This window comes from Mesorhizobium sp. CO1-1-8 (assembly GCF_020164875.1).
In the GTDB taxonomy this organism is placed as follows: domain Bacteria; phylum Pseudomonadota; class Alphaproteobacteria; order Rhizobiales; family Rhizobiaceae; genus Mesorhizobium.
Genome location: NZ_JAIUGZ010000006.1, coordinates 181,916 through 206,534, shown reverse-complemented (window position 1 = coordinate 206,534; position 24,619 = coordinate 181,916). Strand labels below are relative to the sequence as shown.

The following is a 24,619-nucleotide window of genomic DNA, read 5'->3' as shown; positions in this document are numbered from 1 at the left end:
ACTGCTTGGCTCCCCAGGGTTGGGATTCAGGCGTTGAATCTGATAAAGAAGAACGAGATCCCGGTCGACGTCTACATTCCGTTCGTGGAAACCTTGTTTCGCGACGGGCTGACGCTTTCGATCGGCATTCTTGCGCAGACTTTCCTGATTGCCCTCGTCTGGTGGAAGAACGGCGATCCGCTGTATTTGCTGGTCGCCATTTCGATGGTCCTCGTCGGCATTTTCCGCATGAGGAACTTTCGAAAATACAACAGCATGCCGTCGCCGACGACCTGGGAAGAAGCGCACAAACGTGAGAATGACTACATTCTCTATGGCTCCCTGCATGGTTTGACACTTGGCGCCTTCTGCCTGCTCGGCATCTATTTCGCGCGCGACGGTTTCGCCGAAATCGCCTCCGTTTGCCTGACGCTGGCGACGGCGTCCTCCATCGCCGGCCGAAACTATGGCTCGCCGCGCATGGTCACAATCCTGACCCTTGCCCTGACCTGGCCGATCTCACTTGGTTTCCTGCTGCGTGGCGACATCTATCATGTCCTTCTCGGGCTCCTGTCGGCGCCGTTCCTGTTCGCCATCCGGAAATTCGCCAACACCGTACGCGATGTGCTTTTTGCGGCCGTCTCGGAAGAGAAGAAGGCCAACCGCATTGCGCAACGCTTCAATCGTGCGCTCAACACCATGTCGCACGGCCTTGTCATGCTCGGCCCGGACGGCCGCGTCGCGGTCGCCAATGCCGAGGCCGCGCATCTGATGTCGCTCAAGTCGCCCGATGCGCTGCTCGGCCGGTCGATCCATGGTCTGTTGATGCGCGGTGTCGCCGGTGGCATGCTGGCGCCCAAGGATTGCCGCTATATCGAGGCTCAACTGACGCGTGCCCTGCGTGAGGGCCGCGACCGCAAGGTGCTGGTTTCCCTCGCCAACGGCCAGCATTACGAGTTCTCGGCTCGCGAAGGCAGCCAGGAACTGGGCGTCATCACCTTCGAGGACGTCACCGCCCGTGTCGAGGCGGAAGACAAGATCCGCTTCATGGCACGTTACGACAACCTCACCGGCCTGCCCAACCGCGCCTATTTCCACGAACTGATCGGCGAGGCCATGGTATCAGGCGATCGCGATCGTCTCTGCGGCCTGGCGGTGCTCGACCTCGACGATTTCAAGAGCGTCAACGACACGCTTGGCCATCCAATCGGCGACGGCTTGATCTACGCCGTTGCCGAGCGGCTTGCCGCCATTGCCAGGCAAGATATCACGGTCAGCCGTTTTGGTGGCGACGAGTTCATGGTCTTCTTCGACCGCGTCGAGGATGAGAGCCATCTGACCAGCCAGCTCGACGAGATTTTCGCCGGCTTGCAAGGGGAAGTCGACGTCGCCGGTCACGGGCTGCGCATCCAGGCCAGCGGCGGCGCCGTGCTTTCACGGGTCAAGGATACCGATGTCGACGCCATGATCGTCAAGGCGGACCTGGCGCTCTACAAGGCCAAAGAGCTCGGCAAGAACAGCTGGCGGCTGTTCGAAGCCTCGATGGATGCCGCTTTCCGCAACCGTCAGCTGATGAAGGCGGATCTGCGCACAGCCGTGGAAAGCAAAAGCCTGCGGGTGGTCTATCAGCCGATCGTGGCGATGAGCACCATGCGCATCGCCAGCTGCGAGGCGCTGTGCCGGTGGGATCATCCAGATCTCGGGCCGATCTCGCCCAGCATCTTCATTCCACTGGCCGAGGAAATGGGTATCATTTCCGAGATCAGCACTTTTGTGCTGCAGGCAGCCTGCGCCGAATGCGCCAAATGGCCGGACCAGACCAGCGTCTCGGTCAATCTCTCCGCCAAGGATTTCCGCAACCGCGATGTCATCCAGAAGGTTCGCGATGCGCTGGCGAGCTCCGGCCTCGCCGCCAGCCGGCTCGAGATCGAGGTCACCGAAACGGCGCTGCTCGACGACAAGTCGCTGACGCGCCAGTACATCGAGGAGCTGAAGCAGATCGGGGTGCGCATTGCGCTCGACGATTTCGGCACCGGCTATTCGAGCCTGAGCTACCTGCACAAGCTGCCGCTCGACAAGATCAAGATCGACCGCTCTTTCCTGATGGACGTCACCCAGAATCCCCGTTCGCTCGATCTGCTCAAGGGCATCGTCAACCTGTCGCGCCCGCTGGGGCTTTCGGTGACAGTCGAAGGGGTCGAGACCTTCGAGCAGCTCAAGATCCTGGCGTTGCAGGTCAAGCCTGATCTTGTCCAGGGGTTCCTGTTCGGTTCGGCGCTCAGCGCTTCCGGCATCGAGACGATGTCGAACACGGTATGGCCCTTCGCCAAGGATATCAGGACCGCCAAAAAGGCGGTACGTCGCTGATTTGCGGCGCATGGCGCATGGTGCCCAGGCACTGAGAGCCCATCCCTGGTTCCATCAGGATTGAACAGGCTCCGAGGTTTCCTTGCACGTCGCGGGCCATGCCAAAATTTCCGCCGCTTCCCCTCATGTTGGAGATACGCTCTTTCCCTGTCGCGACGCAGAAAATCAAGAAAAGCACCAATTTTAGTTTTATTTTAGCAATCGTTAACCTTAACGACTGGTAAACGGGCTGCTTCCCATTTTCATCTTTTACATCCCAGGGCCCTGTCGTAGTGTCGGATCGCGGCGGCAATGTACGGGGATTGAGTTGATGATTGTGCAGTTGAGTTCGCTTCGTCCGGTGACGGGCGAGGACGGCAAGGACGGCAAGGACGCCGCCGACACCATGTCCAGCTTCGCCCGCAACGTCTCGGCGATGCTTGAGCGGACAGAGTACCGCCGTTGCGACAAGGGCGAAGATCTCGAGGACATCTACCGCCTGCGCTACAAGTCATATCGCTCGAACGATATGGTGCCCGACAACGAAAACCACACCATTCACGATGAGCTCGACGAGGCACCGAATGTGTACCGCTTCGGGGTCTATATCGACCAGGAACTCGTCAGCACGCTGCGTATCCATCACGTCACCTTGGCGACGCCGATGTCGCCTTCCACCAAGGCCTTTGCCGACATCGTCATGCCGATGCTTCGTGACGGGCTGAGCTTCATCTGCCCCAGCCGGTTTGCGTCCGATCCCGAATGGTCGCGCGTCTACCCGCAGATCCCTTACCTGACGCTGCGGCTGGCCGGCATGGCGTGTTTCCATTTCAACGCGCCCTACTGCCTGTCGACCATTCGCGAGGATCACGCCGGCTTCTACAAGCGTATCTACTACTCGGAGAAGATCAGCGAGTCGCGCGCCTATCCGGGCGTTTTCAACAAGGTCGTGCTCTACCGCGCCGACGTCAACGCCATCCGCGAGAGGTCCTTCTCACGGTTCCCGTTCTTCCGCTCGACGCCAATGGAACAGCGCATGCTGTTCGATACGCCGCATGTCGGAGAACTCCCGCCGCTGACCATCCTGCCCACGGCAAAGTACTATCACGAAGCCGCCTGATACGGCAGGATTCACACGATTTTGCAGGGCCGACAGGGAGCCTTTTGGCGACTTCGGCGTTCTGGGTGAGGCCACGAGCAGCGCTCCGGGTCTTAAGTTTTTGAGGGAACCCGCCATGACCATTTCCACACTTGCGCTAACCCCGCTCATCTCGCTGATCGCCGGCGTGCTGATCCTGGTCATGCCAAGGCTGTTGAACTACATCGTCGCGCTCTATCTGATCGTCGTCGGGTTGCTCGGGCTATTTCCGCATTTAGCCGGCTGAGGGCGCCGGCTTAGGCACGCAAGCGTCCGCCTTCGGAGCATCTTTCCGCATCAAGCATCAGAATCCAGCGGTCGACTCCGTCGCGCGTCGGCAGCCGGCTTCAACCTTTCTTTGAGGCAGTTGTCGGTTGTTGTGCGGCAATAGCGCCATTGCTCTCGGCCCGGCTTTTCGCTATGTGCCTGAAAGATGTCTTCGAAGGGGTATTCCTATGGCTGATCACTCGCCGACCGGTCCTGTCGAACTGGGTGCGAAGATGGACTATGCCGAGCATGACCGCACCTATGCGGGCTTCCTCGCGCTGGCCAAGTACGGCTCGCTGTTTTGCGGCGCCCTGCTCCTGGCGATGGCCTTCGGCTTCTTCGCGGGCGGCTTTTTCTCGGCGACCATTCTGTTCGTGCTGATTCTGGCCGTCGGCGCCTTTATCCTCCGATAGATTTTCCGACACCTTGTCCACGGCGCCGCCGCGAGGCCGGCCGGCGTCTTGCGGGAAATAGCTTCCGGCCGAAAGGATCATGCGGTGGGACAGACGGTTTTCATCCCTCGTGAGCTCGATGCCAACGAGCCGCGCGTCGCGGCCTCGCCCGATACGGTGAAACGGCTGGCGGCGCTGGGCTTCGACGTCGTCATCGAGGCCGGTGCCGGTCTGAAGTCGCGCATCATCGATGCCGAATATGCCAGCGCCGGCGCCGCCATCGGCAAGGCTTCCGATGTCGCCAAGGCCGATGTGGTGCTGAAGGTGCGCCGGCCGAGTGATGCCGAGCTGAAGAGCTACAAGCCCGGCGCGGCTGTGATCGCCATCATGGACCCCTACGGCAACGATGCCGCCGTGGCGGCTCTGGCCAAGGCCGGTGTCACCGCCTTCTCGATGGAATTCATGCCGCGCATCACCCGGGCGCAGTCGATGGACGTGTTGTCCTCGCAGGCAAACCTTGCCGGCTACCAGGCGGTGATCGACGGCGCTTCGGAATATGACCGCGCCTTGCCGATGATGATGACAGCGGCCGGCACGGTGCCGGCGGCGAAGGTCTTCATCATGGGCGTCGGCGTCGCCGGCCTGCAGGCGATCGCCACGGCGCGCCGGCTTGGTGCGGTCGTCACCGCCACCGACGTTCGCCCCGCCGCCAAGGAACAGGTCGCCTCGCTCGGCGCCAAGTTCCTCGCCGTAGAGGACGAGGAATTCAAGGCTGCGGAAACGGCCGGCGGCTACGCCAAGGAAATGTCGAAGGAATACCAGGCCAAGCAGGCGGCACTCACATCAGAGCACATCGCCAAGCAGGACATCGTCATCACCACGGCGCTGATCCCAGGCCGTCCGGCGCCGAAGCTGGTCTCGGCTGACATGGTCGCTTCGATGAAGCCGGGTTCGGTTCTCGTCGATCTGGCGGTCGAGCGCGGCGGCAATGTCGAGGGCGCCGAAGCCGGAAAGGTCGTCACCACCGCCAACAACGTCAAGATTGTCGGCCATCTCAATGTGCCAGGCCGCATCGCGGCGTCGGCCTCGCTGCTTTATGCCAGGAACCTGTTCGCCTTTCTCGAGACGCTGATCGACAAGACGACCAAGACGCTTGCCATCAACCGCGACGACGACTTGGTCAAGGCGACGATGCTGACCGATGGCGGCAAGGTGGTTCATCCGGCTTTCGTAAAAGCCGACCAGCAGCCCCATGTCGAGCCGGCCGCGATCCCGGCCAAGACCATGGTCGCCGACGCTTTGCCCAAGAAAGCCGCGCCCAAGAAGGCGGCCGCACCCAAGTCGCCCTCGTCGAAGCCGAAAGGGATCGCGTGATGGACCAGACCCTGCAGAAAGCCCTCGACCAGCTAGATCAGGCGTCCGCCGCCGTTCGACTGGCAGTGCACAATCTGGCGACCGCGCCGGGTGGCACTGACGCGGCCGGTGATGCCGCGCATGCGCTCTCCGGCGGCGTCATCGATCCCTTCGTTTTCCGCTTCGCCATCTTCGTCCTGGCGATCTTCGTCGGCTACTACGTCGTCTGGTCGGTGACCCCCGCACTGCATACGCCGCTGATGGCCGTCACCAACGCCATCTCCTCGGTTATCGTCGTCGGCGCCCTGCTTGCCGTGGGGATCGCCGCCTCCGGCATTGCCGCCGGCTTCGGCTTCGTCGCCCTGATGCTGGTCTCGGTCAACATTTTCGGCGGCTTCCTCGTCACCCAGCGCATGCTGGCCATGTACAAGAAGAAGGACAAGTAGAGCGCCATGAACGCCAACTTCGCGTCCTTCCTCTACCTCGTCTCCGGTGTCCTGTTCATCATGGCGCTGCGCGGCCTGTCGCATCCGACCACCAGTCGCCAGGGCAATCTCTACGGCATGATCGGCATGGCCATCGCCATCGCCACCACGCTGGCGCTGGCAACCCCGTCGGCCGGCCGCTTCGGCCTGATCGTGCTCGGCCTCGCCATTGGTGGTGGTGTCGGCGCCGTCACAGCGCGCCGCATCGCCATGACCTCGATGCCGCAGCTGGTTGCGGCCTTCCACTCGCTGGTCGGCCTTGCCGCCGTCATGGTGGCGGCCGCCGCCATCTATGCGCCGGAAAGTTTTGGCATCGGCACGGATGGCGACATCCATGCCCAGGCCCTGATCGAAATGAGCCTTGGCGTCGCCATCGGCGCCATCACCTTCACCGGCTCGGTCATCGCCTTCCTCAAGCTCGACAGCCGCATGTCGGGCAAGCCGATCATGATCGGCGGCCGCCACTTCATCAACGCCGCACTTGCCATCGCGCTCGTCGTGCTGATCGTGCTGCTGGTCACCACCGAGTCCAAGCTGGTCTTCTGGCTGATCGTTGCCGCCTCGCTGGTGCTCGGTATCCTGCTGATCATCCCGATCGGCGGCGCCGACATGCCGGTCGTCGTCTCTATGCTCAACTCCTATTCGGGCTGGGCGGCGGCGGCCCTCGGCTTTACGCTCGGCAATCTGGCGCTGATCATCACCGGCGCGCTGGTCGGCTCGTCCGGTGCGATCCTGTCCTACATCATGTGCAAGGGCATGAACCGATCGTTCATCTCCGTCATCCTCGGCGGCTTCGGCGGCGAGACGGCGGCAGCGGCGGACGATGGCATCGAACGCACGGTCAAGCAGGGCTCGGCCGACGACGCCGCCTACCTGATGATGAACGCACAGAAGGTTATCATCGTGCCAGGCTACGGCATGGCCGTCGCCCAGGCCCAGCACGCGCTGCGCGAAATGGCAGACAAGCTCAAGGCCAACGGCGTCGACGTCAAATACGCCATTCATCCGGTCGCCGGCCGCATGCCCGGCCACATGAACGTGCTGCTCGCCGAAGCCAATGTGCCCTACGACGAAGTGTTCGAACTGGAGGACATCAACTCCGAATTCGCGCAGGCCGATGTCGCCTATGTCATTGGCGCCAACGACGTCACCAACCCGTCCGCGCGCGACGACAAGTCCTCACCCATCTACGGCATGCCGATCCTCGACGTAGACAAGGCGCGCACCTGCCTGTTCGTCAAGCGCTCGCTCGGTTCCGGCTATGCCGGCATCGACAACACGCTGTTCTACAAGGACGGCACCATGATGCTGCTCGGCGACGCCAAGAAGATGACCGAAGAGATCGTCAAGGCCATGGATCACTGATCCGGGATCAGCGCCGGGACACGCCAAGAACCGCCCGGCTTCGCGCCGGGCTTTTTCTTGGCCGTGCTTTCTTGGCTTGACGGCGATTTCGGCGCTACGATGACGAATCCCGTCTCGACGGCGGGACTGTCGTCGACGGAGACGTTGGTGCCCGACCCGATCGCATCGCCGCTCGCCGGAAAAGCGCCGCGCAAGCCTGGCCAGGCGGTGGTGATCGTTCATGGCATGGGCGAACAGCGGCCGATGGATACGTTGCGCCGCTTTGTCCAGGCCGTCTGGAGCCATGACCCCAGCCGCGCGCCGTTTTATGCCCGTGTCGCCGATCCGGCCAACCCCGCCGGCGCGAAGATCAACCAGAGCTGGATCACGCCCGACAGCCGGACCAATTCGTACGAACTTCGCCGCATCACCACGCCCTACGATGTCGATGGCCGCCGCACCGATTTTTACGAGCTTTACTGGGCCGACATCACGCAGGGCACGACGCGGGGCCGGCTTGCAGCCTGGGTGACAAACCTGCTGTGGCGCAAGCCCGCCGACATACCGCCCGACGCCCGAAAGCTCTATCTGGTCACGCTGGTCGCCGTCATCATCGTCCTGGCCGCGGTGCTCGCGCTCGCGACGTCGGTTTGGCAGCAGCAAATTTCGTGGACCATCGGCGCGCTTGTCACCATCCTGGCCTCGTTCGTCATCTGGTCGGTGGACCGTTTTGGCCTTCCCTATTTCGGCGATGTCGCGGCCTATGTGCGCGCTGAAGCTGCAACCGTCGAGAAGCGGGCTCTGATCCGCAGCCGCGGTCTGAGGCTGCTGAAACGTCTGATGATGGACGATACCTACGATCGCATCGTGCTGGTGTCGCACAGCCTCGGCTCTATGATTGCCTATGACCTGTTGCAGATCTTGTGGGCCGATTTCAGGCCCCGAAAACTGGAGGCCATCCGCGACAAGGCGAAACTGAAGGCGATCCACGCCATCGACAAGGCGACGCTTGTTGCCGACGGCTCGGCATGGCCCAGTAGCCTGGACGATCTTGCCGGGTTCCGGCGCGATCAGTGGGAGCTCTATCGCCAACTGCGCACCAAGGACGACAACCATCGGCCTTGGAAGATCAGCGATTTCGTCACGCTTGGCAGCCCGCTGACCCACAGCGAATTTCTGGTGACACACAATCTCGCCGAATTCAGACACGGCATCGCCGAGCGTCTGTTCTCGGCATGTCCGCCTGTCGCCGAGGGAGCGGCGGCCGGTGGCACCGTGCTTTATCAGGAAGGGCGCAACCGTTCTTCGGGCAAACCGCAGCGCGCGGTGCATCATGGCGCGGTGTTTGCTGCGACGCGCTGGACCAATATCTTCGACCGCGGCAACGGTTGGCTGACGGGCGATCCGATCTCCGGGCCGATGGCCGAGAATTTCGGCCCGGGCGTGGAGAACATCCAGGTTGAGCTACGCGGTTCCCTTGGCCGTATCTTCACCCACACGCTGTACTGGTCGTTGACGGCGACCGGTATCGAGGCCGGCGATCAGCCGCGCTCGCATCTTGCCGTGCTGCGCTACGCTGTCGACCTCGGCCGAAAGCTGGAGCCGAGCCAGGCGGAAGCACGGGCGATACCTCCCGAGAAATGAGAACGGCGAACGGGAGCGAGACTCCACGCGCCGCCTGGCAATTCAAACAGAAAATCCACCCCGGGTTTTCGCCCGGAGTGGATCGATCTGCTTCAGGTCCAGATCAGCGGCTGGTCAGGAACACCGCTTCTTCGTCATCGCGCTGCCTGCCCCCGAGAGCGGCTGCCGCACTGGCGATGAAGGCGCCGATGGCCAGCGAGAGGGCACCAAGCAGGGCAAACGTCGCGCCAGCCTTTCTGGCGGTGTCGGCGGCCTCCTGCGCCTTGACCTTCGCGTCCTGGGCCCTGGCGATGATCGCATCCACCCGCGCCTTGGCATCTGCTTCCGAAAGGCCGGTGCGGGCGGCAACGAGTTGCGACAGATAGGTCTTGTCGTCGGCCGAAACTTCGCCTGCCGCTGCACCGGCGATCAGGATGCGAGAGGCCTGCCCGGTCGCAGCCGCATCGCTGTCCGGATTGGCGGCCGCAAGCTTGCCCGGGTCAGCCGGGCGGAACAGTGAATCCACCAGGTAGGATGTCGCATTGTCGACCGATGCGGTGCCGGCATTGGCCGAAGCCCCTGCCGATGCGCCCATGGCAGCGCCAGACGCGACAGTGGACACCGCCTGCACGCCTGAACCGATCGCTGCGGAAAGGGCAGAACCAAGCACGCCGACGACGAGCAAGGTGGCCAGCGCCCAGGCAAGAAAGCCGTGTGCGGTGTCCCGGAAATAGACTTCATCGGTGTGGATGCCGACCCATTTGGTACGCAGGCGCCCGGCAAGATAGCCTCCGACACCCGAGGACAGCCATTGCACGATGACAAGCCAGATCGCGGTGGACGCCGCGAAAGTGGTGACAGATGCGCCGGATCCCGACCATGGCGACACCATGGTCAACCCCAGCCCCGAACCGAGCAGCATGAGGATGAAGGTCAACGTCGAAGCCGCGAAGGCACCGGCGATGATCGGGCCCCAACTGACGGCGGTAGAGGAGGATTCTGTTGAAGTGGAAACGTCGACAGCCGACAGGGTGGACTGCATAAGTGCCCCCTATCGTACGAACAGCATGATCAGAATGATGATCGGGATCGGTATGCCGAGCAACCAGAGCAAAATGCCGCGTCCCATGAAGGCCTCCTGTGAGAATTGTGATCGATGTTGTCACAATGTTCCGCAGGGACTTCCGTTCCGGCCCGTTGTAAAATGATTTTGTTGCGCCCGGTGGAACAATTGGCGCGCCGCAGCGCGCCAATTCACATTTAATGTCCAGATCAGATATCCAGATTGGCGACCGACAGCGCGTTGTCCTGGATGAACTCGCGCCTGGGTTCGACCTCGTCGCCCATCAGCCGCGAGAACAGGCTGTCCGCGTCGGTCGCGTCATTGACCTTGACCTGCAACAGCGAGCGCACATTCGGATCCAGCGTAGTTTCCCACAGCTGTTCGGCGTTCATCTCGCCGAGACCCTTGTAGCGCTGCATTGTCAGGCCCTTGCGGCCGGTCGCAAAGACCGCATTGAGCATCGCCAGCGGCCCCGAGATGGTTTCGGAGACATCCTTGCGGCGCAGCACCGGCGGCGCCCCGTAGACCTCGCTGAGGCGCTGTGCGTAGCGGTCGATCTGGCGTGCGTCGGCCGAATTGATCAGCGCCAGGTCGAGATGAGCGTATTCCTTGACGCTGCGCACCGTGCGCTCGAACACATAGCCGCCAACGCCTTCATTCGAAGTCGACATGCGGCCGGTCCAGCCGCGCTCGGTGTCCTCGGCGATGATGTCGAGGCGTTTTGCAATCCGCTCCGCCATGTCGTTGGCGCGGCCGAGATCGGTGAACACGTCCGGGTTGAGCCCGCCGGCGATCGCCGCCTGCTCGACGACGCCTCTGTTGTAGCGCGTGTGCAAGCCGTTGATTAGCTGGCGCACCGCCAGCGCGTCGTCGATGGCTCCGCGCAGGTCCTGTCCGATGCGAACCTCGCCCGAGCCGAGCGTCAGCGATGCTTCCTCCAGTCCCGAGCCGATCAGGAACTCCTCGAACGCGCTCTCGTCCTTGATGTATTGCGAACTCTTGCCGCGCGTCACCTTGTAGAGCGGCGGCTGGGCGATGTAGAGATGGCCGCGCTCGATCAGCTCCGGCATCTGCCGGAAGAAGAAGGTCAGCAGCAAGGTTCTGATATGGGCGCCGTCCACGTCGGCGTCGGTCATCAGGATGATCTTGTGGTAGCGCAGCTTGTCGGCGTTGAACTCGTCCTTGCCGATCGAGGTGCCGAGCGCCGTGATCAACGTGCCGATCATGTCGGAGCCGAGCATGCGGTCGAAGCGCGCCCGCTCGACATTGAGGATCTTGCCGCGCAACGGCAGGATCGCCTGGTTCTGGCGCGAACGCCCACCTTTGGCGGAGCCGCCGGCGGAATCACCCTCGACGATGAAGATTTCGGATTTCGCCGGGTCGCGTTCCTGGCAGTCGGCCAGTTTGCCGGGCAGGGAAGTGACGCCGAGCGAGCTCTTGCGGGTGATATCGCGCGCCTTGCGCGCCGCTTCACGCGCCGCCGCGGCCTGGATCACCTTGTCGACGACCACCTTGCCTTCGCTAGGATGTTCTTCCAGCCAGGTGCCGAGCGCTTCGTTGACCAGGCCTTCGACGACAGGACGGACTTCCGACGAGACCAGCTTGTCTTTGGTCTGCGAGGAGAATTTCGGATCTGGAACCTTGACCGAAAGCACCGCCGTCAGACCTTCGCGGCAATCGTCGCCGATCAGCGAGACCTTTTCCTTCTTGGTCAGCCCAGAGGATTCGCCATAGCCGGTGATCTGACGCGTCAGCGCGCCGCGAAAGCCGGCCAGATGCGTGCCGCCATCGCGCTGCGGGATGTTGTTGGTGAAAGCCAGCACGTTCTCGTGGTAGCTGTCGTTCCACCACATAGCCACTTCGACGGTGATGCCGTCGCGCTCGGCCTTGATGGCGATCGGCTTGTCGATCAGCGGTTTCTTGACCCGGTCGAGATATTTGACGAACTCTTCGAGGCCTCCATCATAGTGCAGCTCATGGCGCACGACGTCGGCATGGCGGGCATCGGTCAAAATGATGCGCACGCCGGAATTGAGGAAGGCAAGCTCGCGCAGCCGGTGTTCCAGCGTACCGAAGTCGAACTCGACCATGGTGAAGGTCTCGGACGACGGGGAGAAGGTGATCTGGCTGCCGCTGCGGCCCTCATAGGTGCCCGGCTGCTTGTCCTGCTCATAGCTGCCGGTCGCCTTCAGCGGTGCGTCGGCATTGCCATGCGTGAAACTCATCTCGAAGATCTGGCCGTTGCGGCGGATTTTCAGCTTTAGCCATGCCGACAGCGCGTTGACCACCGAGACGCCGACGCCATGCAGGCCGCCCGAGACCTTGTAGGAATTCTGGTCGAACTTGCCGCCGGCATGCAGCTGCGTCATGATCACTTCGGCCGCCGAAATGCCTTCTCCGGTGTGGATATCGGTCGGAATTCCGCGGCCATTGTCGATCACAGTGACCGAACCATCGGGGTTGAGCGTCACGGTGACGAGGTCGGCGTGACCGGCCAGCGCCTCGTCGATGGCGTTGTCGACCACTTCATAGACCATATGATGCAGGCCCGAGCCGTCGTCGGTATCGCCGATATACATTCCGGGGCGTTTGCGGACAGCATCCAACCCCTTCAAAACCTTGATGGAATCGGCGCCGTATTCGGCTTCAGCGCCGTTGTTGTTGTCGATCTGATCGCTCATGAAAACCTGTTGTCTGGATGCCGCTTGCACAGCGCAAAAAATCCGCGCCGAATCGCGCCTCTGATATCGATTAGATATAGGCGCAAAAGGCGGTTTTTCCAAGGTTTGCAGGCATTTCACGGGGAATGAGCCGGCTGTCCATGGCAGGCTCTCGCCAAGTCCTATTTCACTTTGGCCAGCCGGTCCTTGAGAAACTTGATCATGAACTTGTATCGCGGCGCCAGCCGCCCGCTGCGGTCGAGCTCCAGCGTCATGTCGAGCGCCTGCAAAAGCACCGTCCTTGGGTTCTTTGGCGACCTGAGCGTAGTCGATCATGGCCACCACCAGGTCGCGCTGCCAGGTAGCGTTGTTCGGATCTGCCTCGGCAAGCCGCTGGCGGATGTCGAGGCTGTCGTGGAAAGCCTGCCGCGCGCCTTTGACGTCGCGCTGCTTGGCCTTGAGCATGCCGATCTCGGACAGCGTGATCGACAGGTCGCGTTGCCAGTCGGCATTGGCAGGATCGAGCTTGGCCAGTCGGTCGGCGATAGCGAAACTGTCTGTATAGGCGTTGAGCGCTCCGGCGCGGTCGCCCTGTATCGCCAGAATGCCGGCGACCTTCTCCAGGCCGACCGAAAGGTCGCGTTGCCAGTCGGTGTTGGCGGGGTCACTGGCCGCCAGCACGCGGGCTATCGAGAGGGCTTGCCTGTAGGCGGCGAGGGCGGCCGGCCAGTCCTCCTGGTCGCTCAGCGCATTGCCGATTTTTGCGTTGCCGACCGACAAGTCGCGCTTCAGCTCGCTGTCGTCGGGGTCGCGGCCCACCAGCCGCTCGACGATCGCATGGCCCGCTTTATACGAAGCGAGTGCGCCCGCCGCATCGCCGCGCTCGCGCTTGAGATCGCCGATCGTATCATGGCTGACCGACACATCGCGCTGTCGTTCGGCATCCTGCGGCTTCTTTTCGGCCAATGCCAATCGGATCTTCAGGCTCTCCTCGTAGGCCACCTGGGCGTTGTCCAACTGCCCGGCGGTACGCGCCAGTGCACCGATCTCGTCATAGCTGATGGTCAGGTCGCGCTGCAGTTCGGCGCGCTCCGGCTCGTTGTCGGCAAGCTGCTTCTTGACCGACAGGCCTTCTTGGTAGATTTGCGAGGCCCCAGCCAGATCGCCTTGCGTCACAAGCACATTGCCGATCTTGTCGTCGGCCATGGCGAAGTCACCGAACCATGGCAGCCGATCGGGTTCGGCAACGGTCAAATCCCTGAGCATGGTTCTGGCGGTCTGATAGTTTTCAAGCGCTTCCGGCAGGTCTCCTTGCGCCAGCTTGATGTTGCCGAGCTTGATGTGGCTGACGGCAAAATCGCGCTTGACGCTCGGGTCGGTTTCCCGGGCCGAACGCAGCTCGATATTGGATACCAGCGCTGCAAAGGCGCGACCTGCCGCATCGGTGTTGCCGACAAGGGTGTAGAGCTTGCCGAGCTCGTCCAGCGTGCGGATCTGGCGGTCGGCCTGGTCCAGGGTCAGATCGGTCTGTCCGCCGTAAAGGGCCAGAACCGATTCATAATCCTTGATGGCCGTGGCGTAGTCGAGGTCGGCGCGCGCCGCACCGCCGGACAAGAAACGCGTCGCCGCCTCGGACAGTGTGCGGTTGACGAAGTTGGCCTTCAAGGCGTTGCGCGAAACATTGTCGATGTCGGCCGCCTTTGCAAGGATGGCGCGAGCCCCATCGAATGCGCCGAGTGCGAGCTGCTCCTCGGCCTGCCGGCGCAATTCCGTCACCTGTGGGTCATCGGAGGCCAGCGTCCTCATTTCGCCACGCACCTTGACGAAGGCGTCGGCCGCCTCTCGCAGCCTGGCACTCAGGCTGTCCGCCGAAAGGTGGCTGGCGTCGGAACTGATCAGCGCGCCATAGAGCGGCGCCAGCGGCATGTCGGCATCGCTGGCAACCTGCTCTACCTCACCGCGCATTTCCGGCGTCACGTCGGCCATGGCAAGCAACAGGCGCTCGCGCTCCGGCAGCTGTTTCTTGGCCGCCGCGGCAAAGAACAGCTTCGGCAGGCCGCTCTCGACATAGGGCAACTGCCTGCCCCGCGACAGGTCATAGACTTCCTGCTGCACCAGCGTCAGCACCGAGCGGATCTCGAGCCCGTCGGTGCCGAGATATTTGGTCAGCGCTGTCGTGAACGGCGAGTTCTGGCCGGTTCCGTCGGCGGCCGTCTCACCCGGTGCGGCGGAAAAGGCAAACAGGATGTTTTCGGCGCGGCCAGTTCGGCCGAGACCCGGCCGGACTTTTTCCACGACATCCTTTGCCAGCGACGTCGCGCCGCGCCCTTCACCACTGCTTCCCGAGAAGGGATCGCTGCGGCAGGCATCGAGCATGATCAGGCCGACCTTGGCCGTGGCGGCCACGCTGTCGCGCACCTCCTCCAGCGGCAGGCTGGTCTTCTCCAGCGCATCGAGCGAGGAGGCGTCGGCATCGACTGGGAGCAGCCGGTTGTCGCCCGAGATTTCGACACCATGGCCGGAGAAATAGACCAGCGCCACGTCGGCGCCTTTGGCATCCTGGCGAAAATCGTCGAGCGCGCGGCGCATGCGCCGCAGGTCGCGATTGGTTTCGAGGGCGACCTCGAAGCCGAGCTTCTTCAGCATCGCTGCCATCGCCTCGCCGTCATGGACCGGATTGGCAAGCGGGCGGATCAGGCGGTAGTCGTCGTCGGCGAGGACCAGTGCCACGCGCCGCTCAGCCACCGCGGCGGCGGCGGTCATGAGCATCAGCAGCAAGGCAAGAAGCAAACGCAAGTCGAACCGCCCCCCGGCTTGTCCCTTTGCGCGAACATTCCACCTCTTTATGGCGTGGGCAAGCCGGGCTTTTGGGGGAAGCCCAGGCTTTCAGCCAGCCCGCATCGGCTTCAAAGCCTCGCTCCAGCGCAGCAGCTCGTCGAGCATGGTTTTGGCGCCGCCCTGCACCTGTTCGCTGGCGTTGAAAGCGCCGTTCTCGTCGAGCAGTTTCTGATACATAGGCAGGGCGACGCCTTCCGAGATCGGCATGACGCCCACCGAGGTCAGCAGCGGCTTCAGCGCTTGCGCCGCGCGCAGGCCGCCGGAGACGCCGCCATAGCTGAAAATGGCGGCTGGCTTGTACTTCCATTCGCGCGAGAGATAGTCGATCGCGTTGACGATCGCCGGCGCCACGAAATAATTGTATTCCGGCGCCACGAAGACGAAGGCATCGGCGGCATCGATCGCTTTCGACCAGGCTTTGGTATGGTCGTTCTGGTAGTTGCCGAGCCTTGGATGATGCGGTTCGTCCAGCACCGGAAGCTTGAACGTGTCGATGTCGGTCAGTACCGGCTCGAATTTTCCATGCTCACGCGCGAACCCCTCCAGCCACTCGGCAAAAACCGGCCCGGCGCGGCCTGGCCGCGTGCTGCCGATGATGATGTTCAACTGGTGCTTCAAGGCGGACCCTTTCGTTGGCGGTATCTGTTGGTGACCGTGACCTATGGCAGAGCACGGCCGCGGGCAAGGCGGTGCCGCCATGGAGGCGGTCACAATCGGCTGAACGGATCGTCTGCCGTGACCACTCGGGCCGCACACATGCGCCTGCCGTTCGGTCACATGGACGCCCGCATCGGCAGCCACTACATTGGGGTATCAGCGGAGCACAGCATGGACATCCAGCCCGCCCCCTTCATTCCCCCGGCGCCGAAGCCGCGCACCACGCCGCCCTCGACGCTGGAGATGATCCGCATCGTCTACCGCAACCCGCTCGAACTGTGGGGTGAACACACCTACAACGAGCCCTGGATTTCGGCGAATGGCGTTGGCGGACATCTGATCGTCGCCAACGATCCCGGCCTGATCCGCCACGTGCTTGTCGACAACGCCAGGAACTACAAGATGGCGACGGTGCGCCAGAAGATCCTGCGGCCGATCCTGCGCGACGGCCTGCTGACAGCCGAGGGCGAGGTCTGGAAGCGGTCGCGCAAGGCGATGGCGCCGGTGTTCACGCCGCGCCACATCTTCGGCTTCGCCCAGCCGATGCTGAGGCGCACGCAGGACTTCGTCACCCGTTACGAAGACGGCGGCACGTCTGACATCGCCCATGACATGACGCTGCTCACCTACGACATCCTCGCCGAGACGCTGTTTTCCGGCGAGATATCAGGCGAGCCCGGCAGTTTCGCCAACGAGATCGACCGCCTGTTCGAGACCATGGGCCGCGTCGATCCGCTCGATCTGTTGCGCGCGCCCGACTGGCTGCCGAGGCTGACCCGCATCCGTGGCCGCAAGACCATGGCCTATTTCCGCAGGATCGTCACCGACACGGTCAAGATGCGCGAAGCGAAATTCAAGCGCGATCCAGATGCCGTGCCGCAGGATTTCCTGACGCTGCTGCTCAAGGCCGAGGGACCCGACGGACTGACGCGGGCCGAGGTCGAGGACAACATCATCACCTTCATCGGCGCCGGCCATGAGACGACCGCGCGGGCTCTGGGCTGGACGCTCTATTGCCTGGCGGAATCGCCGTGGGAGCGCGACAGGATCGAACAGGAGATCGACCAGGTGCTGGCGCGCGAGCCCGATCCGACGAAATGGCTCGATGCCATGCCATTCACGCGTGCGGCTTTCGACGAAGCGCTCAGGCTCTATCCGCCGGCACCGTCGATCAACCGCGAGCCGATCGAGCCGGAAATGTGGCAGGATCTTCATATCCCCAAGCACGCCGCGGTGCTGGTGATGCCATGGGTCGTGCATCGCCACAGGAAGCTTTGGGACCGGCCGGATGCCTTCCTGCCGGAGCGCTTCCACCCGGGAAATCGCGAAAAGATCGACCGCTTCCAGTATCTGCCGTTTGGCGCCGGCCCGCGCGTCTGCATCGGCGCCAGCTTCGCCATGCAGGAGGCGATCATCGCGCTGGCGATCATGCTGTCGCGCTTCCGCTTCGACACGACAGCCGAAACGAAACCCTGGCCGGTACAGAAACTCACCACGCAGCCGCAAGGCGGCTTGCCGATGCGGGTCACGCCGAGATAGGCGTGCGCACCTTCAGGCGGTTGCGCTGAATTAAGCAGCAGGCTTGCGTTGCTGGAACTGGCCGGCGGCGCGGTAGCGCCAGAGATAGCTGGGCAGGATCGTCGCGATCGATTGCGGCTGGATGCCGAGCCCCGCAAGCGTCCTGTTGGTCTGGGCAGCCTCATCCGAGACGATGTTGTGCTCGCGCAACTGCATCACCTGGTCCTTGGTCAGCAGCGGATTGGGCAACAGGCCGAGGATCGATGCCTGGATGTTGGCCACCCACCACGGTACCGGCACCAGCAGGCGCTTGCGCTCGATCACTTCAAGCAGCTCTTCCATGCACTCCTTGAAGGTGAGCACCTTCGGTCCACCAAGTTCATAGATATGGCCGCCATCGATCTTGCCGTCGACCGAGCGCGCCACCGCTTCGGCAACGTCGCCGACATAAACCGGCTGGAACTTGGTCTGGCCGCCGCCGATCAGCGGCAGCACCGGCGAATAGCGCGCCATGTTGGCGAAGCGATTGAAGAAGCTGTCCTCGGGTCCGAAATTGATCGACGGCCGGAAGATCACGGCATCCTTGATCGTCTCGAGGACGGCCTTTTCGCCAAGCGCCTTGGTGCGCGCGTAGTCCGATTCGGAGTTCGCATCCGCGCCTAGCGCCGAGAAATGGGTGAGGCCGGCGCCGACGGCGCGCGCGGCTTCGGCCACTGCGCGGGCGCCGAATTCGTGCACGGCGGAGAATTTTTGGCGCCCGCTCTCATGCAGGATGGCGACCAGATTGACGACATGGTCGGCCCCTTGCACGGCGCGGTCAACCGACCAGCGCACGCGCACATTGGCCTGCACCGGCTGGATCTGGCCGACGTTGCCAAGCGGCTGCAAATGGCCGGCAAGATCGGGCCGCCGGCAGGCGACCCGGATGCGATAGCCGCGCTTGGCCAACGCGCGCACGACATGGCGGCCGACAAAGCCTGACCCGCCAAAGACGACGACGAGCTTTGGGGTCTGCAGGATTTCGGTCATGGCTGGCTCCGGCGCTCGCAAGCTTGGCTGAAGCCGCTTCATAATCCGTTTCGTGCCAAAGGCAAAGGGCGACGCGTCGTCGCTATCAGCCTGTCAGAACGCTTTGCCGATACGGGCGTCGACCGAATGGCGGTTGCCGCCGCGAATGACGAAGAAGAGCAGGATCGCCGCCCATAGAAGCGACTTTTCCGCGCCCGAATAACCTTGGTCCATCGTGACCCAGTGGAACCAGACCGTGACCAGCAGCACGAACAGGCCGGCAAAGGCGGCCGGCCGCGTCAAAAACCCGATGGCGATGAAGATGCCGCCGAAGAATTCAGTGCAGGCCAGAAGCAACGACCACAACGCGCCCGGATAGAAGCCGAGACCCTCGACCATCTCGGCTGCGCCGAAAGGATTGGTGATCTTCTGCGAACCATGGATGGCGAGAAACCCACCGGCGACGATGCGAAGAGCGGTTTCGGCACCATCGTGCAGAGCCGCGTAAAACCTGCCAAGGACCGGGATGACAAGGGCGTTGCGGGGATTGTCCGTGCTTGCCGACATTATAGCTCCTCTGTTTTGCTCAATCAGCGCAAACGGCCGATCGGGTTGGTCGAAGTCAAATAAAAAAAGTTGACCTGAATTGGAATGTTTTACCATTGTGCGATCGAAACGCAGAAAACCCCGCCGAAGCGGGGTTTCCGGGTGACATCCGTGCGAAGTCAGGGGCCGACGGAGCGGCCTGACCTGAGACGGTATCAGGAGGGCGTGAAGCAAGTACGCCCACCCCAGCCCTGAACATCCGACATGGTGCCACCAACCTTCTTGCAGGCCGCGACGAAATCGGCGCTGCAGTTGGCGAATTTTGCATGGCCGTTCTTGCAGTAATGATCCTCGGTGGCGCCGCCGCTCGGGGCGGTGATGACGCCCGGGCTGGACGGCTTGACCGGCGCGGCCTTCAGACTGGCTGCCTGTGTGGCGCCCATGAACGAGCCGAGAAGAAGGACGGCGGTGAGCATGGTGATCTTGGTGTTGGTCATGACAATTTCCTTTGATTTGGGTTGAGTTTTCCGAGGCGCGAAGGACCGGCCTTCGCGTGATGCAGTTTTTCGATTTCGGTTTGCTGCTTCCCTCGGTGTGGATCGGGCAAGCTCGCCTTGCCCTGGACAAAGCTGTGTCGCTGCGATGCGCGGAAAGGTTCAGCAGCGCGCAAAGAAAATCGCACCGCGCCGCGCCGCAAGCAGGCAGATATAGGTAACTATCTGATACGTAACGATTTATTCAGGAAGAGTAGCGTGCGGCGAATTCGGAAATGCGCTGCACCACCGCCTTGGATGCGGTGATGCCGCGCGCTTGCGCCTTCTCGGCGGCCTCTGCGCGGGCACGGCCCGGCACATGCACGCCGAAGCGCCGCCGCAACCGGTCGAGCTGGTCCTTCATTCGTTGCTCGAAATCCGGGTCGAGCAGCTTAGGCTCGACGGCAAGCACGAACAGCCCGGTGCCGGGGCTGTCCGGTCCGCCGCTGAACCATGGCGCGTCGAGCGACCAGTTGGCGCCCGATAGGCCCGCCGCCAGCACCTCGACCATCAGCGCGATGTTGGCGCCGCGCTGGCCGCCGAAGGCAAGCATGGCGCCTTTCATGGCGGCAGCCGGATCGGTGGTCGGGTTGCCGCTGGCGTCCAGCGCCCAGCCTTCCGGGATTGCCTTGCCGTCCTCGGCCGCTTTGCGGATGTTGACGAAAGCGGTGGCGCTCGACGACTGGTCGATGACCAGCGGCGCCCCGTCGGCGGCAGGCGCGGCAAACGACATCGGATTGGTGCAGTAGACCGGCTTGACCGACCCCGAGCCGGCAAGCACGGCCGGGCCGTTGGTGGCGGCGAACGAGACCAGCCCAAGTGCTGCCAGCCTTCCGGTGAAATAGCCGAGCGCGCCGCACGTATAGGCGTTCTTCTGCGAGAAGATGGCGACACCGAACAGCTTTGCAGCCTTGGCGAGGTCGTCGATGGTGCGGTCGAAGCCGGTATGCGCCAGCCCGCCGCGTGCATCGGAGAGATAGACCGCCAGCGCCGGTCGGGTGATCACCGGGTCGGCATTGCCGTCGATGCGTCCGGCTTCCAGTGCCTCGAGGTAATCGATGAAATGCGACAGTCCGACGGACGAGAGCCCTTCGGCCTCGGCTGATATGATCGAAGCAGTGAGCGATTGTGCCGCTTCCTCATTGGCGCCGGCGCCAAGTGCCGCCATCCGGCACAGTCCTTTTGCCTGGTCGAGACTGAGTTGCATGATGGCCGTCCTAGGGGAGTAAGGGAATAGGGGAGTACGGGAGTAGGGACAGTGGGCAGTGAATAGCGAATGGGGATGGAAATGTGAATGTGGATAGTGGCCTGATACTCCCCTACTCCCCTACTCCCCTACTCCCCTACTCCCCTACTCCTCACTAGCCGATCTTGTTGGGAATCCGCGCCTCGATCCTGCTGAAGGCGAAGACCAGAATACCGGTGATCGTCATGTAGATCAGCGCCAGCAGCAACAAGGGTTCATAGGTGAGGTAGGTGTCCTGCCGCACCTTGGACGAGACGGCGAAGATGTCGATGACGCTGATCGTCGCCACCAGCGGCGTCGATTTCAACTGCAGCACGGTCTCGCCGGTCAGCGTCGGCAGCGCCCGGTAGATGGCTTGCGGCAGCCAGATGCGCCGGAACGCCTTCCAGCGGCTCATGCCGAAGGCGCGGGCGGCCTCCAGTTGTCCCTTGGGCACGCCGGCAAAGGCGCCGCGCATCACCTCGCCCTCATAGCCGGCGAACGACAAGGTCAACGCCAGCACGCCATAGGGCCAGGCTTGCCGCAGATATGGCCACATCCAGGATTCGCGGATCCACGGATTTTGCGGGAACAGCGAACCCAGGCCGTAATAGAGCAGCCAGAGCTGGATCAGCAGCGGCGTGCCCCGGATCACCGTGCAAAACACCTTGGCGGGGGCGGCGAACCAGAACGAGCCGGCGGCCTGCGCCAGGCCAAGCGGCACGGCCAGCAGGAAGCCCAGAACGCAGGTGACCGCCAGGATCCACAGCGAGCGCCAGATGCCGATCAAGCCCATTTCATAATATTGCGGCAGCCAGTCCCAGCGCATGAAAAAGGCCGCCGACAGAACCAGGCCCAGTGCGATCAGGATCAGCACGATGCGGTGCGGCTGCAGCCACAGCGACGTTCGCGCGACGACGTTGATGATGGCCGCCTCGTTGGCCATCAGCGCGTCTCCTTGAGCGAAGGCATGCCGCGCCGCGACCAGGTCTCGACCCGGCCGATGATGAGGTTGGAGAACAACGACAAAAGCAGATAGAGCACGCCCGCCGCGAAAAAGAAGGTGAAATAGGCCTTGGTGACGCCCGCTGCCTGCCGCGTTGCCAGCGCCAGCTCGTAGAAGCCTACGACCGCCAGCAGCGCGGTGTCCTTGGTGGCGATCAGCCAGAGATTGGCGAGGCCCGGAATGGCGAAGGGCAGCATTGACGGCAAGGTGATGCGCCGCAACAGCAGGCCCGGAGACATTCCATAGGCGCGGGCGGCTTCGATCTGGCCCTGCGGAATGGCCAGGATCGCGCCGCGTATCACCTCTGTCGAATAGGCGCCCTGGACGAAGCCGAGCACGGCGATGCCGGCGGCAAGGCCGCTCACGTCGACGCGCTGATAGCCCATGGCCGTTAGCGCCTGATTGATCAGGTCGGTTCCGGCGTAATAGAGCAGCAGGATCAGCACCAGTTCGGGCACGGCGCGCACGATGGTGGTGTAGACCGCCAGGAGATCGCGCACCACCGGCCCGCCATAGAGCTTGCCATAGGCCCCGCCGGTGCCGATCAGAAGGCCGAGGCACGTGGCGCCCAGCGCGATCTCGATCGAATGTAGCAGCCCAACCAGAAGCGCCCCGCCCCAGCCTGGCGGGTAGGGCGAGAGAAGCTCGGTGATGCCGGCCGCGGAGGCCGAAAGAAGTGCGTCGATCAGCGTCGCCCCCGAAGTGCTGGCTAACCGCCGACGGCTGCGTCGGCGGCAAACATGCCTGGGAAAGATCGAGCAGGTGGGGCATGGCGCTGACGCCATGCCCCACAGCTCATACGAGGATCGTCAGTTCGACTGCGCGCCGCCGCCGCCATAAATGTCGAAATCGAAGTATTTCTTCGAGATCTCGTCATATTTGCCGTTGGCGCGGATCGCCTTGATGCCGGCGTTGATTTTGCCCTTCAGTTCGGTGTCTTCCTTGCGCACGCCGGCCCCGACGCCCGGTCCGAGCACCTCGTCGTCCGGAGCGACCATGCCCTTCAGGTCGCAGCAGGCTTTGCCTTGGTCGGATTTGAGGAATTCGCCAAGCGCGATGGAATCGGCCTGCACCGCGTCGAGACGGCCGGCGGCCAGATCGTTGTTGGCCTCGTCCTGGGTTTGGTATTCCTTGATCTCGGAGGCTGTGCTGCCAAAGTGCTTCTTGGCGTAGACAGCGTGCACCGTCGACACTTGCACGCCGACGATCTTGCCCTTGAGGTCGTCCGGAGCGGAGCCGAATTTCTGGTCCTTCGGCCCGATGATCGCGGTCGGCGTGTTATAGTATTTGTCCGAAAAATCGATCGTCTTCTCGCGTTCGGCGGTGATCGACATCGAGGAGACGATGAGGTCGATCTTCTTGGTCGTCAGTGCCGGAATGATACCGTCCCAGGCAACCGGGGTGATGACGCAATCGAGCTTCTCCTCGGCGCAGACGGCGTCGATGAAGTCGATCTCCCAGCCGACCCACTTGCCCGAAGCATCGGGCGAGGTGAAGGGCGGATAGGGCTCGGCGGCCACGCCGATCTTGACCGGATCGGCCTTGGCCACGCCCATCGCGGCGACGCCCAGCAGCAGCGCTGCGGCGAATGTCTTCAGAACAGTCTTCATGTCACGACTCCCAGTTTGTTGTTGGTTCCCGGTTTTCTTCCGTCCCGGCCTGTCCCTAGCCGATGTTGCGGATGAACTGCTTCAGCCTTTCGGATTTGGGCGCGCCGAAAATCTGCTCCGGCGGGCCTTCTTCCTCGACCAATCCATTGTAGAGATAGACGACATGCGTCGCGACCTCGCGGGCGAACTTCATCTCGTGGGTGACCAGCACCATGGTGCGGCCTTCGCGCGCCAGGTCGCCGATCACCTTCAGCACCTCGCCGACCAACTCGGGATCGAGTGCGGAGGTGGGCTCGTCGAACAGCATGACGCGCGGATTGATGGCCAGCGCCCGGGCGATCGCAGCGCGCTGCTGCTGGCCGCCCGACAGATAGGCGGGATAGACGTCGCGCTTTTCAGCCAGACCGACACGGGCGAGCAGCTTCTCGGCCTCGCCGATCGCCACATCGCGCTTGATGCCGAGCACATGCACGGGAACCTCGATGACGTTTTCGAGCAGCGTCATGTGGCTCCACAGGTTGAAGTTCTGGAACACCATGCCGAGCTTGGAGCGGATGCGCTCGATCTGCTTGCGGTCGGCCGGTATGGTGTGACCGTGGCTGTCGGCCTTGAGCTTGATCTCCTCGCCATTGACGCGAATGATGCCGCTGGTCGGGTTTTCCAGACAGTTGATGCAGCGCAGCAGGGTCGATTTGCCGGAGCCCGAGCCGCCGATGATGGCGATGACCTCGCCGTCGCGCGCCGACAGCGAGACGCCCTTCAGCACATGCAACTCACCGAATCGCTTGTGCAGGTGTTCGACATGGATGGCTTCGGCGGCGCCGTCCTGCGCCGTGCCAGATTGGACTGCGGCAGCTTCCGCCGCGCTCACCGTGTGGCCTCTATAGGGTAGGCGGCAGTTCGTCGAACGTCCATCCGGCTAATCAACATATACGCTGTACTGCCCCGCTCCAGACTTCAGCATGGACCCAACGGCGCGAGCCCGTCAATCCTGCTCATTACGGCACTTGCGAGCTTGTTGTGCAAGT

20 protein-coding genes and 1 pseudogene are annotated in these 24,619 nt (G+C 62.9%); 9 read left to right on the top strand and 12 right to left on the bottom strand.

The annotated features are described in order from the left end of the window. Window positions 1-33 precede the first annotated feature (33 nt). From LB558_RS14655 to LB558_RS14620, 8 genes are all read left to right on the top strand, one after another. Entirely contained in the window at window positions 34-2,346 is a 2,313-nt protein-coding gene (locus tag LB558_RS14655) for a putative bifunctional diguanylate cyclase/phosphodiesterase (protein ID WP_224698190.1), read from the top strand. A gap of 310 nt (window positions 2,347-2,656) precedes the next feature. Then, a complete protein-coding gene (locus LB558_RS14650) occupies window positions 2,657-3,445 on the top strand; it encodes an N-acyl amino acid synthase FeeM domain-containing protein (RefSeq protein WP_224698189.1) in 789 nt (262 codons plus the stop codon). 115 nt (window positions 3,446-3,560) lie between these two features. Then, window positions 3,561-3,710, top strand: coding sequence for a DUF3096 domain-containing protein (locus tag LB558_RS14645; protein WP_013528205.1), 150 nt, complete (start codon window positions 3,561-3,563; stop codon window positions 3,708-3,710). Window positions 3,711-3,918: 208 nt separating this feature from the next. After that, window positions 3,919-4,143, top strand: coding sequence for an aa3-type cytochrome c oxidase subunit IV (locus LB558_RS14640; RefSeq protein WP_013528204.1), 225 nt, complete (start codon window positions 3,919-3,921; stop codon window positions 4,141-4,143). Window positions 4,144-4,227: 84 nt separating this feature from the next. After that, window positions 4,228-5,496 (top strand): Re/Si-specific NAD(P)(+) transhydrogenase subunit alpha, encoded by a 1,269-nt coding sequence (locus LB558_RS14635; RefSeq protein ID WP_224698188.1) that lies wholly within the window; start codon window positions 4,228-4,230, stop codon window positions 5,494-5,496. Then, window positions 5,496-5,921: an NAD(P) transhydrogenase subunit alpha gene (locus tag LB558_RS14630; RefSeq protein WP_263495264.1), complete on the top strand. Its 426-nt coding sequence runs from the start codon at window positions 5,496-5,498 to the stop codon at window positions 5,919-5,921. Before LB558_RS14635 ends, LB558_RS14630 begins: the two co-directional genes overlap by 1 nt. A 6-nt stretch (window positions 5,922-5,927) precedes the next feature. Then, on the top strand, window positions 5,928-7,325 hold the full coding sequence (locus LB558_RS14625) for an NAD(P)(+) transhydrogenase (Re/Si-specific) subunit beta (RefSeq protein WP_224698186.1): 1,398 nt from the start codon (window positions 5,928-5,930) through the stop codon (window positions 7,323-7,325). A 99-nt stretch (window positions 7,326-7,424) separates the two neighbouring features. Beyond that, window positions 7,425-8,948, top strand: coding sequence for a hypothetical protein (locus LB558_RS14620; RefSeq protein WP_224698185.1), 1,524 nt, complete (start codon window positions 7,425-7,427; stop codon window positions 8,946-8,948). Between the two features lie 103 nt (window positions 8,949-9,051). Here the strand turns inward: LB558_RS14620 and LB558_RS14615 are convergent, their stop codons facing one another. The 4 genes and pseudogenes from LB558_RS14615 to LB558_RS14600 form a co-directional block, all read right to left on the bottom strand. Then, window positions 9,052-9,969: a hypothetical protein gene (locus tag LB558_RS14615; protein WP_224698184.1), complete on the bottom strand. Its 918-nt coding sequence runs from the start codon at window positions 9,967-9,969 to the stop codon at window positions 9,052-9,054. 230 nt (window positions 9,970-10,199) lie between these two features. Beyond that, on the bottom strand, window positions 10,200-12,671 hold the full coding sequence (gene gyrB, locus LB558_RS14610) for a DNA topoisomerase (ATP-hydrolyzing) subunit B (protein WP_224698382.1): 2,472 nt from the start codon (window positions 12,669-12,671) through the stop codon (window positions 10,200-10,202). A 2,076-nt stretch (window positions 12,672-14,747) separates the two neighbouring features. Continuing rightward, a pseudogene (locus LB558_RS14605) lies at window positions 14,748-15,413 on the bottom strand (caspase family protein); the annotation flags it as partial. A 123-nt stretch (window positions 15,414-15,536) separates the two neighbouring features. Continuing rightward, window positions 15,537-16,106: an NADPH-dependent FMN reductase gene (locus LB558_RS14600; RefSeq protein ID WP_224698183.1), complete on the bottom strand. Its 570-nt coding sequence runs from the start codon at window positions 16,104-16,106 to the stop codon at window positions 15,537-15,539. A 210-nt stretch (window positions 16,107-16,316) separates the two neighbouring features. Here LB558_RS14600 and LB558_RS14595 point away from each other — a divergent pair, with 210 nt between their 5' ends. Beyond that, on the top strand, window positions 16,317-17,684 hold the full coding sequence (locus LB558_RS14595) for a cytochrome P450 (RefSeq protein ID WP_224698381.1): 1,368 nt from the start codon (window positions 16,317-16,319) through the stop codon (window positions 17,682-17,684). A 30-nt stretch (window positions 17,685-17,714) separates the two neighbouring features. Here LB558_RS14595 and LB558_RS14590 read toward each other — a convergent pair whose 3' ends face one another. The 8 genes from LB558_RS14590 to LB558_RS14555 all read right to left on the bottom strand — a co-directional run bounded on the left by LB558_RS14590 (window position 17,715) and on the right by LB558_RS14555 (window position 24,462). Then, a complete protein-coding gene (locus tag LB558_RS14590; protein WP_224698182.1) occupies window positions 17,715-18,692 on the bottom strand; it encodes a complex I NDUFA9 subunit family protein in 978 nt (325 codons plus the stop codon). A gap of 93 nt (window positions 18,693-18,785) precedes the next feature. Further along, window positions 18,786-19,238 (bottom strand): DoxX family protein, encoded by a 453-nt coding sequence (locus LB558_RS14585; RefSeq protein WP_224698181.1) that lies wholly within the window; start codon window positions 19,236-19,238, stop codon window positions 18,786-18,788. Window positions 19,239-19,432: 194 nt separating this feature from the next. Then, complete coding sequence (locus LB558_RS14580; RefSeq protein WP_127259574.1) at window positions 19,433-19,714, bottom strand: hypothetical protein; 282 nt, start codon at window positions 19,712-19,714, stop codon at window positions 19,433-19,435. Between the two features lie 241 nt (window positions 19,715-19,955). Then, window positions 19,956-20,957 (bottom strand): Ldh family oxidoreductase, encoded by a 1,002-nt coding sequence (locus tag LB558_RS14575; protein WP_224698180.1) that lies wholly within the window; start codon window positions 20,955-20,957, stop codon window positions 19,956-19,958. Between the two features lie 154 nt (window positions 20,958-21,111). Next, window positions 21,112-21,921, bottom strand: coding sequence for an ABC transporter permease (locus LB558_RS14570; RefSeq protein ID WP_224698179.1), 810 nt, complete (start codon window positions 21,919-21,921; stop codon window positions 21,112-21,114). Further along, the gene (locus LB558_RS14565) at window positions 21,921-22,586 is read right to left on the bottom strand and encodes an ABC transporter permease subunit (RefSeq protein WP_263495279.1); all 666 of its coding nucleotides are present in this window, start codon (window positions 22,584-22,586) and stop codon (window positions 21,921-21,923) included. The genes LB558_RS14570 and LB558_RS14565 overlap by 1 nt, the downstream gene beginning before the upstream one ends. A 204-nt stretch (window positions 22,587-22,790) precedes the next feature. Further along, window positions 22,791-23,591 carry a transporter substrate-binding domain-containing protein gene (locus tag LB558_RS14560; protein WP_056589677.1) on the bottom strand — a complete coding sequence of 267 codons (801 nt, stop codon included), beginning with the start codon at window positions 23,589-23,591 and terminating at the stop codon, window positions 22,791-22,793. 55 nt (window positions 23,592-23,646) lie between these two features. Further along, a complete protein-coding gene (locus tag LB558_RS14555) occupies window positions 23,647-24,462 on the bottom strand; it encodes an ABC transporter ATP-binding protein (protein WP_318011643.1) in 816 nt (271 codons plus the stop codon). Between the last annotated feature and the right edge of the window lie 157 nt (window positions 24,463-24,619).

Bases quoted from the DNA above. Each gene is read 5' to 3' on its own strand.
- LB558_RS14570 (WP_224698179.1), bottom strand. From the start codon at position 21,921: ATGGCCAACGAGGCGGCCATCATCAACGTCGTCGCGCGAACGTCGCTG.
- LB558_RS14620 (WP_224698185.1), top strand. From the start codon at position 7,425: ATGACGAATCCCGTCTCGACGGCGGGACTGTCGTCGACGGAGACGTTG.
- LB558_RS14625 (WP_224698186.1), top strand. From the start codon at position 5,928: ATGAACGCCAACTTCGCGTCCTTCCTCTACCTCGTCTCCGGTGTCCTG.
- LB558_RS14595 (WP_224698381.1), top strand. From the start codon at position 16,317: ATGGACATCCAGCCCGCCCCCTTCATTCCCCCGGCGCCGAAGCCGCGC.
- LB558_RS14645 (WP_013528205.1), top strand. From the start codon at position 3,561: ATGACCATTTCCACACTTGCGCTAACCCCGCTCATCTCGCTGATCGCC.
- LB558_RS14585 (WP_224698181.1), bottom strand. From the start codon at position 19,238: ATGTCGGCAAGCACGGACAATCCCCGCAACGCCCTTGTCATCCCGGTC.
- LB558_RS14590 (WP_224698182.1), bottom strand. From the start codon at position 18,692: ATGACCGAAATCCTGCAGACCCCAAAGCTCGTCGTCGTCTTTGGCGGG.
- LB558_RS14580 (WP_127259574.1), bottom strand. From the start codon at position 19,714: ATGACCAACACCAAGATCACCATGCTCACCGCCGTCCTTCTTCTCGGC.
- gyrB (WP_224698382.1), bottom strand. From the start codon at position 12,671: ATGAGCGATCAGATCGACAACAACAACGGCGCTGAAGCCGAATACGGC.
- LB558_RS14615 (WP_224698184.1), bottom strand. From the start codon at position 9,969: ATGCAGTCCACCCTGTCGGCTGTCGACGTTTCCACTTCAACAGAATCC.
- LB558_RS14650 (WP_224698189.1), top strand. From the start codon at position 2,657: ATGATTGTGCAGTTGAGTTCGCTTCGTCCGGTGACGGGCGAGGACGGC.
- LB558_RS14575 (WP_224698180.1), bottom strand. From the start codon at position 20,957: ATGCAACTCAGTCTCGACCAGGCAAAAGGACTGTGCCGGATGGCGGCA.
- LB558_RS14640 (WP_013528204.1), top strand. From the start codon at position 3,919: ATGGCTGATCACTCGCCGACCGGTCCTGTCGAACTGGGTGCGAAGATG.
- LB558_RS14630 (WP_263495264.1), top strand. From the start codon at position 5,496: ATGGACCAGACCCTGCAGAAAGCCCTCGACCAGCTAGATCAGGCGTCC.
- LB558_RS14560 (WP_056589677.1), bottom strand. From the start codon at position 23,591: ATGAAGACTGTTCTGAAGACATTCGCCGCAGCGCTGCTGCTGGGCGTC.